9 protein-coding genes are annotated in these 10,477 nt (G+C 58.7%); 3 read left to right on the top strand and 6 right to left on the bottom strand.

Annotated features, from left to right (window positions below; translation table 11 throughout):
* The 4 genes from DPM33_RS35355 to DPM33_RS35340 all read right to left on the bottom strand — a co-directional run.
* The coding region (locus DPM33_RS35355) for a DUF5801 repeats-in-toxin domain-containing protein (protein ID WP_146770390.1) at positions 1-1,978 on the bottom strand (1,978 nt) is incomplete at its 3' end.
* A 1,105-nt stretch (positions 1,979-3,083) separates the two neighbouring features.
* Positions 3,084-3,839 carry a hypothetical protein gene (locus tag DPM33_RS35350; RefSeq protein ID WP_146770389.1) on the bottom strand — a complete coding sequence of 252 codons (756 nt, stop codon included), beginning with the start codon at positions 3,837-3,839 and terminating at the stop codon, positions 3,084-3,086.
* 108 nt (positions 3,840-3,947) lie between these two features.
* Positions 3,948-4,733 (bottom strand): AraC family transcriptional regulator, encoded by a 786-nt coding sequence (locus tag DPM33_RS35345; protein WP_112102197.1) that lies wholly within the window; start codon positions 4,731-4,733, stop codon positions 3,948-3,950.
* Positions 4,734-4,903: 170 nt separating this feature from the next.
* Positions 4,904-5,218, bottom strand: coding sequence for a hypothetical protein (locus DPM33_RS35340; protein ID WP_245442690.1), 315 nt, complete (start codon positions 5,216-5,218; stop codon positions 4,904-4,906).
* 581 nt (positions 5,219-5,799) lie between these two features.
* Here DPM33_RS35340 and DPM33_RS35335 point away from each other — a divergent pair.
* Complete coding sequence (locus DPM33_RS35335; protein ID WP_245442688.1) at positions 5,800-7,161, top strand: adenylate/guanylate cyclase domain-containing protein; 1,362 nt, start codon at positions 5,800-5,802, stop codon at positions 7,159-7,161.
* On the top strand, positions 7,155-7,541 hold the full coding sequence (locus DPM33_RS37315) for a tetratricopeptide repeat protein (RefSeq protein WP_245442686.1): 387 nt from the start codon (positions 7,155-7,157) through the stop codon (positions 7,539-7,541). Before DPM33_RS35335 ends, DPM33_RS37315 begins: the two co-directional genes overlap by 7 nt.
* 143 nt (positions 7,542-7,684) lie before the next feature.
* Here the strand turns inward: DPM33_RS37315 and DPM33_RS35330 are convergent, their stop codons facing one another.
* A complete protein-coding gene (locus DPM33_RS35330) occupies positions 7,685-7,915 on the bottom strand; it encodes a hypothetical protein (protein WP_112102196.1) in 231 nt (76 codons plus the stop codon).
* Here DPM33_RS35330 and DPM33_RS35325 point away from each other — a divergent pair.
* Complete coding sequence (locus tag DPM33_RS35325; protein WP_112102195.1) at positions 7,914-9,269, top strand: FAD-binding oxidoreductase; 1,356 nt, start codon at positions 7,914-7,916, stop codon at positions 9,267-9,269. The two genes, DPM33_RS35330 and DPM33_RS35325, sit on opposite strands and share 2 nt — an antisense overlap.
* A gap of 523 nt (positions 9,270-9,792) precedes the next feature.
* On the opposite strand, the gene DPM33_RS36555 is transcribed toward DPM33_RS35325, so the two are convergent.
* Positions 9,793-10,477 (bottom strand): hypothetical protein (locus tag DPM33_RS36555; RefSeq protein ID WP_425373612.1); only part of this gene is annotated, 685 nt, incomplete at its 5' end.

Below are 10,477 nucleotides of genomic sequence, written 5' to 3'. Positions count from 1 at the left end.
CGTCGGTCACCGTCACCACCGCCTGCAGCGCGGCGTTGGCGATGGATACCGCCTCGCTGGTGTCGGGGTTGTCGGCGGAGCCGTGATGCAGCGAGGCGTACTGCGCCACGCTGACAAAACCGCTGGAGTCGATCGCCACCGCGAATGCCGCCAGACCGTTTGCCGCCGTGGCAGCGTCGGCGCCGATCCGCCCGACGACAACATCGCCCTGCTTGAACAGGAAGATCTTCGTGCCGTCCGTCGTCGTCAGCCCGGAATCCACCCCGCCGGCCGCGACCGATAGCGAGTACGCCTTAGATCCAGCCCCGTCGGCGCCGAACGAGCTGTTGTTGGACTGGACGACCGCGGCCGCGCTCGTAGCGTAGATGCTCCCGGTCGGGTCGTCGGTCTGGTAATCCGTGCTCGCGTTGCTGACGCCGCCGGCGGCGTTTGGGGCCAGCGCCGCGATCGCCGTTGCCGAGTCGGTGGCGCCGTTGGCGGTCTGCGCACCCGACGACTCGTCGTGCGTCACAGATCCGGTCGCCAAACCGATCGCCGCACTCGGCCCGTCGTCTTCGAACAACAGCTTGCTGCCGACAGCGCTATGCTCGGTCCCGCTTGTCGTGTTCGAGAGGTTGAACGAGAAATTGCCGGCATCGAAGCTGACATTGGATCCGGAGCCACTGGTCGGCTGGGCGTTGGTGACCACGAAGCGGTCCATGTGGCTGGCTTCGGCGACCTGGAAGTCGACGGTGTAGTTTACCTGCAGGCCGTTGATGAAGTAGGACCCGTCGCCCGCAGCCGTAATGGTTATGCCTGACGTTACCAGGTTCGTCTTCGTAAGGTCGGAATACACCTTGATCGTGTTGCCGAGGATCGGGACCAGCGTCTGGTCAGTGCCGGCCAAGCCAGTGCTCCCCACACTGCCGGTCGAAACCAGACTTGTGCCTTGAAGGTTGCTTGTCTCGTTGTAGGCAAAAATGTGCACCTTGACTGTGGTGCCCGGAGTCCCGGGATTCACCTGGGTCAGCGAGAAGCTCGCCTCCGTCGCCGCGCCAACATGCGAGGTGTAGTTGATTTTCGACAGATCGTGCACGTCCGTATTGGTCAAGGGAAAGTCGGGGTAGTTCACGTGGTTGACGATGTCGACGCGCACGCCTCCTCCGGCGCCGATCGACTGCGAACTATTGCCCAGGCCCGTCGTGCTGACGTTGACGGTCGAGCCCGGTGCCAGCCCGGTAACGATCATATCGGGATCGTTTGTGTCCGCCCCCGCGGTCCCGGTCTGCTCGAATGCCGCCCACGCGTCCTGCCCGGAGGGCACGTGGCTGAAATCGCCGAAGTTGGCGGTCGTCGTCGTGGTGAAGCTGGCCTTGACATCCACGAGGCCGGCGAGGCTACTCGTGTCGGCGTCGTCGATACCGCTGGTATTTGGGTGCTTCAGCGCCTCGTACTGGATGGTCCAGACGTTGCCACCCGTCACGTTGGTCCCGTTGGTGGTGTCGTCCATTACGATCGCGAAGGCTACGGTGCCCGAAGAATTCGCGACCCACGTACTGCCGTTGAACGTACCCTCACGCCCATACACGATGTTGTTGCTGGCATCGGCGTAAAGGAAGATCTGCGCGCCGTTATGGGTGGCGAAAATCTGCGTCGCCGTGCCGGCGGCGATTGCGTTCCCCGAGGAATCCGAGAACTGCAGGTCCGTGATGGTGGTCGCTGTGAGTTGGATGAAATCGCTGCTGGTGCTGCCGATCGTCCGCACTGCCGCTTGCGGAAATGTTGCGGTTGTATCGCCCGCAGTTTCGCCGGTGGCAGGCAGGAGGCTGAGCGCGTTAAGTTCGTCCTTGAGCGTCTGGCTCATAGTGGCAAGCAGGGTCGACCACGCAACTTCGTTGTCGGGTCCCGCGCCCACGCCCGCATCATTGTCGGTGACGCTGTTCTGAATGGCTGCTGCTTCATCGGTGATCAGATTGCCGTTGATGGTAAAGGTCGCCATAATATCCTCCCGCCGCCAGCCACATCGAAGGCCCGCGTGTCTTAACGTTAAAGGAAACTGGAGTTCTGGATTAACTCAGGGGGTAGAGGGTGTTGGGAGGGCCGTCGCTATCCTCCGCTCCTTGCCCCGTTAGGCAATTCTGGGCGGATGCGTCCTGTGCGCATCGGCAACCCACCATTGGCGGGCACCAAGGATCGAAAATGAGGGCATACTCAACCCCGCCCCTCTTGGACAGACATGACTGCCTGCACGCCTCCCGCTCAAAACACGAGCGAAAAAAGTTTACGCTTATTTGTGGAAATTTCAAATCGGACTGTTGCCTTTTCACAAAAAGTGTGAGCCAGAAAAAGGTCCCCTCCGGCGAGGGACTTTTGTCCCTGCCTCTCGAACTCCTTGAAATCAAACGAGAATATGATAGGCCGCGGCAATGGATTTGACTGTGACACCCGCGGCAGCGATGAAATAGCCCCATGAAGAAGACGATCGCGGTAGCACCAATGATGGATGGGGTTGATAGGTAAGGAATATCAGATAGTTAGCTGAGACCGTGTGCAAAAATCGTACACGAAAGTTCTGCTTCTCTTCCTTTTTCGTTCCCGCGAAAGGGCCGCCGACAGCCCTATTCGGGCGCTCTTTTGCCGACGACATTGACCGCTCCGTTTCGGACGTTCGCTACGATATCCCGCGACCCTTTTTGTCCGATGCGCCGTCCAATTTCCCTGGGGTTCTTGGAAGCTTTTCGAGCTTTCTGGGTCGGTAAGCAGCCCGAACTGCGGGGGCGGATGGGACAAATTGAGACATAGATTTTAGTAGGAGCATCGACTTTCTGGCGCACGCCTCCTGTCGGAGCGTCCGCACGAAGCGCTCCATAGAGCGGCTGAACGGCGGCTATGCGCTACATTCCGGTCGCTCAAACGAGATCGGTCGACGTCGCAAAGCGGACGTCGACTTGCTCTACCGCTAGAGAAGATCTTACGGTTGTCAGGTACTTCAGCGCCAATCGTTTAGCTTCCGTGCCGGTCAACATTAAATGGAAGGTCGGTGAGAAGCGTTGGCAGATAGGATGCGCGATGAACGTGCAGACAATGCGATTGCAGCAGCACGCCTAGCTTTCGGGGTGTCCCACGACCGAGCTCGGCAGCGGAGCGATTTCAGATAAGCCGTTCTTGAGGTACTCGCTCTCAGGTGCTGCAGAGTATAGTCGACGCATGCTTCGAACCTTGTTGAGGGGTAGGACTTCCACGGCCTTGCCGTCAAAAAGAATGGCAAACGCCGAGGTCATCCTCAACACGCGACCACTCACCACGCCTCTGTCAGTCTCAATCTCAGTTGTCGGAGCTGCACCATTGGAGATTGTGCGAAGGCTGTCCGCAGCGCCGAAAGAGAACGGGACATAAATCAACGAGAAGGCGAGCCAAGCAAGACCGACGATTCTAGATCTCAGTACCAAGTTGGCGATGGCGGCAAGTCCGGCCAGTGCAAGATATGCAAGGGCAAGATGCCCGCCGGTCGATTGATGAGGACCTACATAGAAGTACCAGGAGCCTGCCAGACCGAAACCGACTAGTGCGATTGATATCCCGATCGTACGAATTTGGCGCTCTGGCCCATTTGCAATGAAGCGTGCGATGAGCAGCGCGAGCCAAGCCCCAATAGACATCGGCAGCAGCGCGATCGATGCTCCGATCAATAGGTCTTGTACGGTGAGCACCGAGATGAGACTCCATTCGACCGGCGCGAAGAAGCCGAGATTGTAGAGCGTTGCACCGGCCATTGCAGTGACCGAAAGAGCTGTTGCGATCTCGGTCAGGCTCCGTCGATCTAGCGAGAGTTGGTCGCGCAGGACGGCAATCTGGATCATCGCTGCTTCCTTCATATTGAGCGTACGCGGTTCAAGGGCCGCGCACGACTTCACTTGTGACGCCCAATCACATAGGCCGCCTCCGAGAGTAGGACTTGAACAAAAGGGCTAAGCCGTCATCGGTCGCTGAGTCGACGGAGCCGTCGGACGGATGGAGCTTGGCGCGATACCGTACATGCGGCGCGCCGTACGACTAAGATGGGCGGAATCGGCGAAATTGGTCGCGTGTGCAGCGTCGGTCCAGGAGGCGCCTCCGAAGCCGAGATCAAGGGCTCGATTTAGCCTTGTCCATAGCAGATAGCTCCGAAACGAGATGCCGGTTTCCGCGACGAAGAGGTGCCTGAGCCGGCTGGGAGAGAGTTTTACGTGGCGGGCCAGTGCTGCCAGACTGAGCTTCCCTGCCAGGTTTGCCGAGATGAAGCTGATGGCGACCTGGATGCGCCGATCGACCGGACTCAACGGCACAGATCCAGAAAGATCGTAAAGAACATCTAGCGCCACTTCCTCGAGTTCATCCTCCGTGCTCCCATTATCGAACGCGAGTTTCAAACCTCGGGCATGTTTGGCAACCTCGTTACCGTTGACGTCGACAATGCGTCCTTGACCGAAGCGGTGCAAAAGACCGCGGCCCAGGGCTGACGCTGGCTCGCAAAAGAGGTTGGCGACGGTCTCGCCTGGTGCCTGGAAGGAGTGGGGCAGGTGGGGCGGAATTACCGCCAGGTCATAGGCGTTCCAAGATGCCGCATCGCTGCTTCGCAACCGGACTTGGCCTGACAACCCGATGCTCACTTGGATGGCATGGTGGGAATGCATTGCGATCGGCGTGATGGCTTGCCCAATCCACAGGCTGCCTCCTGTCCAAAAGATAACCCGACCAATTCCCGTGATCGCCATTGAGTTCGGTATGTCATGAATCAGTCGAAGTGTGGAGTGTGATCACACAAGAGGTTGCGCACAAAGCGCTCAGTGACGGCTCCGACGACAAACCTCGCTCGCCATGGTCAGCCACAATGTCAACAACGGCTGTCCGCCGGAACCGGCGCGCGTTGCCGATATGCCCATATTCAGTTCCCGAGCGCTCCGCCATGAATGTTCTGGACTTCGAACGCTGTCTCTTGGGGTGGCGAGGTGAAGCCGCCCTTGATGCCCTTGCTCATCGTGGGCATCAGGATTCCATCGCGGAACTTCTCCCAACTCTCCTTGGAGTCGTGGATGGCAACGATTGTCCAGCCCCCCGAGGACGGCCCAGCTGCATGGAAGGTCTGGCCCTTTGGCAGAGCACCGCCTGCTGGATGCACAGCGGCGATCGAGGCCTCGTACTGTGACTTTGTCCCACCCGGAAAGTGGTGAACTATCCCATAAGCCATCTCGTCCTCCATCGTGACATTTGAGCGGTTGCAGTTTGTAGGCCATGGCGCCAACATTAGCGACTCCTCATGTTATCAATATTTGCGTGAAGTCCTCGTTCGGCGATCGGCGCCATTGGCAGCGGCGACGTTGGCGGGATTTCAGGGCCACGCGGAAAGCACAAGAGTAACGAAAGCTTCGTCCGCTGACCGCTTTGGCCCAATGCGGACGTCAGAAAGTTCTACAATTGAGCTTTGGCTGGGGTTCCTGGAAGCTTTTCGAACTTTCTGGGTCGCGCATCAGCCCGAATTGGGGATGCTTTTCGACAAAGTGGGACACTAGATTCGGTGTTTGGTTAGCTTTGGAAGGCACATATTTTTCCCAACAGCTCGCGTGGGCGAATCCCTAGGGTTCTACGTTGAATAGCAGCCCTGCGCGTCATAGCGGACTTGGCCGGATATGCCAGTCGGCTCGACCCGGTGGCGGATTACCCAAAGCGGAAATATTGGTGCCGGGTCGTGCGATCGATTGACTGAGCCGCCGCTTCCTCCGAAATACCGCGGCGCACTTAGGGGCACCCAGTGGTGGAATCAAGTGGGTGCGGCGACGCCTGGTGGCGGTCTTCGCGGCTGACGTTGAAGGCTATTCCCGACTGATGGGTGCCGACGAGCTCGGCACGCTCAAGGCGCTGACCGAGCGCCGTACGATCCTCGACAAGGCCATTGCGGATCAAAGGGGCCGCATCGCGAACACAGCGGGGGACAGTGTGCTTGCGGAGTTCGGGAGAGCTGTGGACGCCGTGCAGTGCGCGGTGGAAGCGCAGGCCGCCTTGGCTGAAGCGAATGCCGGGCTGTCATCTGATAAACGCATCAACTTCCGAATCGGCATCCACGTGGGAGACGTGATGGTTCGCGCTGGCGATCTGTTCGGCGACGGCGTGAACATCGCCGCGCGGTTGCAGGCCTTGGCGCAACCGGGAGGCGTTTGCGTCTCTGGTGAAACCTATGGGCAAGTCAGAAAGGTTCTGCCCATCGCCTTCACTGATCTTGTGGCACAGCAGGTCAAGAACATCGAACAGCCGGTGAGGACGTATGCAGCGACTGGGCTCGGTGAAACTGCCGGTGTGGTGGCAATTCGATCCGAAATGATTCTCAAGCCTCTGTCGCTCCCTGACAAACCCTCCATTGCTGTGTTGCCTTTCCAGAATATGAGCCGTGATCCAGACCAGGAATACTTTGCTGATGGTATGGTGGAAGACATCATCACCGCGCTATCCCGGTTTAAATGGCTGTTCGTGATCGCCCGCAATTCAACGTTTACTTACAAGGGGCGGACCGTTGACGTCAGGCAAGTTGGACGGGAATTAGGTGTTCGCTACGTGTTGGAAGGGAGCGTGCGAAAGGCGACCGAACGAGTAAGGATCACAGCCCAGCTCGTTGACGCCGAGATCAGCGCACACATATGGGCAGATTGTTACGACCGCGCCGTCGATAACATCTTTGCCTTGCAGGATGAGATTATACTAAGCACAGTCGCCGCAATCGAGCCCAGCGTGCGCCAAGCCGAAATTGAGCGCGCCAAGCGCAAACGGCCCGAAAATCTCGACGCCTATGACCTTGTGCTACGTGCGACCCCTTTGGTGGATACTGGAATGCCGGAAGGCGCGTCGCAGGCGGTACACTCCTTGAGCGCGCACTTTTACTTGAGCCGAACTACGCGCTTGCGCGCGGGCAAACGGCATTTTGCAACGAGATACTGTATCTCCGAGCGGGAAGGCGTGAAGACAATCGCAGAGCGGCGAGACGGCACGCGCATATTGCAGTGGCGCTTGGTCCCGACGATGCACCAGCGCTCGTTTATGCCGCAATCGCGATTGGTCTTGTGGAACATAACCGCATCTTGGCTCAGGAGACGTTCGAGGCTGCTCTTGCAATCTCCCCATCGGCAGCGTGGGCATATTCTTGGGGCGTGTTGATTTTGGGCTGGGGAGGGGAAGCCGAGCGTGCGATCGACTGGGGCGAGCGGGGCATCCGCCTTAGTCCACTCGATCCGTGGATTACCGCGGCGCTGCACGGCATTTGCATGGGTCACTATCTTCGGGGGCGCTATGAAGATGCCGCGGTGGCAGCGCAACGGGCCATTCGTAGCAAACCAGGGTTCAGTGTCTCCCACATGTTTCTGGCAGCGGCGCTTGCTAAACTCGGTCAAATGGAAGATGCGAAAGCGGCTGCCGAGCGCGTGATACAACTTCAACCCAACTTCAGCAGCACCGGTCAGTGCTCCGCCATCGGTTGCGCGCCGGTGCTCGCGGGACCTCTTATCGAAGCAATGCGCGCCTCAGGTCTACCCGAATGACACCCACGCGCCTGCCTCGCAGCCATCATGGCCGCAGACGCCGCTGGGTTCTCAGTGGCGATGGAGGGCGCGGCGGAAGGCACGTAGAATCCGCAAGGGCCCATCGCGTCAAGGCTGAGGTTTTTGGCGAGCGCGCTTAGATATTAAAGAGAATGTTCACGCCTGCCCCTGAAGCCGTATAAGAACCTGGCCAGCGCGTTTCGGGCACTAAGATCCAGCGGCAACGTCAGCTGTTGCATCGGATCGTCGCCGGGATCATGATCCCCTTGGCTGATAAATTCCGACGTAGAATCGTTCGGACCGTTCGCTTTCTGCGCCGGTTTCACCGTGGCTTCCGCGGCAGTGCGGTCGCCTGACAGGAGGGGAAGCGTCATGGAAGTCCCAACAGAACTTGCTCGCAATTTTCTCGGATCAATTCTCCAGCCCGGCGCGCCCACTTTTGACGAGGTAAGGAGGATACACAATGGCCTCGTCGACAGACGCCCCGCAGTCATTGCCCGTTGTCGAGGTATTGCCGATATCGTGGATGCGGTCCTTTACGCCCAAGCGACCGGTCTGGAGATTTGCGTACGCGGCGGCGGCCACAACGTCGCTGGGCGTGCGGTGGTCGACAATGGCCTTATGATCGACCTCTCCTTGATGAAAGGAGTTCATGTGAATGCTGCCGCCCGGACGGCCGTAGTCGAGGGCGGGGTGACTTGGAGGGAGTTAAATAGAGAGACCCAGTTACATGGTCTTGCGACCACTGGAGGGGTGATTGGAAGTACTGGTGTTGCTGGACTTACCCTCGGCGGCGGCCTTGGATGGCTTATGCCGAAATACGGGATGGCGCTGGACAATCTGATCTCCGTCGATCTGGTGCTCGCAGACGGTTCCGTGGTGAAGGCGAGCGCCGACTCAAATCCCGATCTCTTCTGGGCGCTCCGAGGCGGCGGTGGCAACTTCGGGGTTGCCGCTTCCTTCGAGTTCCGCCTGCATTCCGTCGGCCCAGTCGTGTTCGGAGGGATCGTTGCCTTTCCATTCCGAGAGGCGAGACAAGTCCTCCGCGGGTTCCGGGACCTCGCTGAAAATGCCTCGGACGACCTTATGATCGTCGCCGGCTTAACTACCGCGCCAGACGGGTCGGGCACCCCGATCGTTGCCATCGTTTCCTGTCATATCGGCTCACCCGAAGATGCGGAGATCGTTGGACGCCAGATCCGGAGCCTTGGCACCGTAGCGGTGGATGCGTTAGGGCCGATACCCTATGTGGATCTTAATGGAATGCTGGACGCGGGCTTCCCTTCCGGCGCATTCAACTACTGGAAGTCCACGTTCCTTCCGCGCCTTGACGACGATGCTGTCGAGGCCCTCGTGATCGCGTATGAGCGCTGCCCGGTTCCAACAAGCTCGATCTTGCTGGAAGGTTTCCACGGCTCTGCGTCGCGCGTTCCGGTAGAATCCACCTCCTTCGCGCTCCGTGACACTGGCTTCAACACGCTCGTGCTTGGCCAATGGATGGACAAGGCTTCTGCGGATCGCACCACCGCTTGGGCGCGCGCCAGCTTCGATGCCCTCGAGCCCTTTGCTGGCAAGCGTCGCTATGCAAATTATTTGGGGGCAGACGAGGACGCCGGCGCGGCAGCGTTGGCCGCCTATGGTCAAAACCTCGCAAGGCTGCGGCAGTTGAAAACGCGCTATGACCCCAACAACATCTTCCATCATAACCTGAACATACCACCCGCCTAGGATATGGCGTTCGAGTCAAGTGGTAGGGTACCGCCAATACAGCGATGCAACCCGTTGTCTGTCGATAGGGCTTCGAAAGTGAGGTTACCAGGATCAAACCCTGTCCCCGCAACCAATTCTATCATAAATCAATAAACGTCCCGGTCTGACCGGGGCGGTTTTTGCACTTGAAGGGCGCGCAATCGCCGCGGCGCGCCAGAAGCGCATCACCGCTCCGAGAAGTCGTGCGAAACGGGAACGCGAGCAAGTTAGCGCGCCAAGGCGCGGTGTACCCCGCCTTTAAGGTTGCTGGTGTTGGGACAGATAGGGCACCAGGGCCGATGTCGGAAAGACCGCTTTGCGCCTCAAATCGGTATCGGTCATTCTTACCTCCAAATGCATGTCCGAAAGCAGACGCGCTTTTGCGGGGTGGATGAGTTGCACCCTGGTGCAACTGCCGGCCACTCGTTCCATCACCGGCTAACGATCAGTGAACATTGCTGAAATGTGCTCGATGTCCTGCTACGAAACAGCAACCTCAAATTTACACCACGGAGAGATCCGAGTATTCAAGGACGTGTCCGCTGTCCATCGCTACGACCGCCAAAGCTTGCCCAGATCCGCTGCCGTCCGCATCATAGTAAAGCACGTCGTTGGCAGTGTTGAACCAGAAAACTTGGTCTGCGTTGGTCGCCCCGGTGTCGTTTGCTACAAAATGGGAGGCGTCTAGTACACCGATGTCGACGCCCCCACTCGCAAGACCGGCGCCGTATTTCGTGTGGTCGAATTGGAAGATATCTCCCGACGTAAATCCAGATACATGATCCAATCCAGCGTCTGGCGACCCGAGCCGAATGGCTGCGCTGGCGCCATTCAGATTCACAGTATTGGTACCACTATTCAGGGCAATATTGTCGTTGTTGCCCGACACGTCCACGGTATTTTGCGGCCCCACGAGAGAGATAGTGTCTCCGCTACCGGTCACGGTGAGATGGTTGCTGCCGGATGGGTTGCCTGGATTTGGATCGGTGATGAAGTTCAGCGTGAGACCATTGCCGCTGACGCCTATCGTGTCGTTGTAGGCATAAAGCGTTTGTGTCGTGTTGCTGGAAGAGACCGAGACCGTGTGGCCGTAGCCATAGAGCCTTGATGTGCCATCGGTGCCGGAGATGTTGACGGTGTTGTAGAAGCCGCTCACCAGCAGCTGGTCGCTGGCGCCTTCCATGCTG

Origin of the sequence: Mesorhizobium hawassense (genome assembly GCF_003289945.1) — a bacterium.
GTDB lineage: Bacteria > Pseudomonadota > Alphaproteobacteria > Rhizobiales > Rhizobiaceae > Mesorhizobium > Mesorhizobium hawassense.
Note: the sequence above shows the minus strand (reverse complement) of the source record. Positions and strands in the feature narration are given on the sequence as shown.

Excerpts from the sequence above, each read along its gene's own strand:
- DPM33_RS35350 (WP_146770389.1), bottom strand. The coding sequence starts at position 3,839 with ATGATCCAGATTGCCGTCCTGCGCGACCAACTCTCGCTAGATCGACGG.
- DPM33_RS35345 (WP_112102197.1), bottom strand. The coding sequence starts at position 4,733 with ATGGCGATCACGGGAATTGGTCGGGTTATCTTTTGGACAGGAGGCAGC.
- DPM33_RS35340 (WP_245442690.1), bottom strand. The coding sequence starts at position 5,218 with ATGGAGGACGAGATGGCTTATGGGATAGTTCACCACTTTCCGGGTGGG.
- DPM33_RS35325 (WP_112102195.1), top strand. The coding sequence starts at position 7,914 with ATGGAAGTCCCAACAGAACTTGCTCGCAATTTTCTCGGATCAATTCTC.
- DPM33_RS35330 (WP_112102196.1), bottom strand. The coding sequence starts at position 7,915 with ATGACGCTTCCCCTCCTGTCAGGCGACCGCACTGCCGCGGAAGCCACG.